Here is a 274-nt window from a genome sequence, read left to right on the forward strand (position 1 = left end):
CTTCGTCCACGTCGGCATGTTCTTGACGATCACGTCGTTTATGGACTGCAGGACGTTCTGCACATTCGAGATCGGCCCCTGCATGTACTTGATGAAGTAATACCCAATCCATTGCAAGGCATAATAGGCTTCAAGACGCATTTGCTTCAGTTGTAGTTGGATGTCCTGTATCTGCTTAATCTGCTGCGTGTAATCCCCTGGTGTTTGCATCTCAAGCGCGACAGAATGCAACTCATTGTACTGCTGCATGAGTGTCGGGCTGAGATAGAGGCTC

General features: G+C 48.9%; 1 protein-coding gene. It reads right to left on the reverse strand.

What is annotated here, in order from left to right:
• On the reverse strand, positions 1–274 hold a 274-nt coding region (locus tag J3482_RS20475), incomplete at both ends, for a hypothetical protein (protein ID WP_206923128.1).

Origin of the sequence: Alicyclobacillus suci, assembly GCF_017329615.1 — a bacterium.
Taxonomy (GTDB): Bacteria; Bacillota; Bacilli; order Alicyclobacillales; family Alicyclobacillaceae; genus Alicyclobacillus; species Alicyclobacillus suci.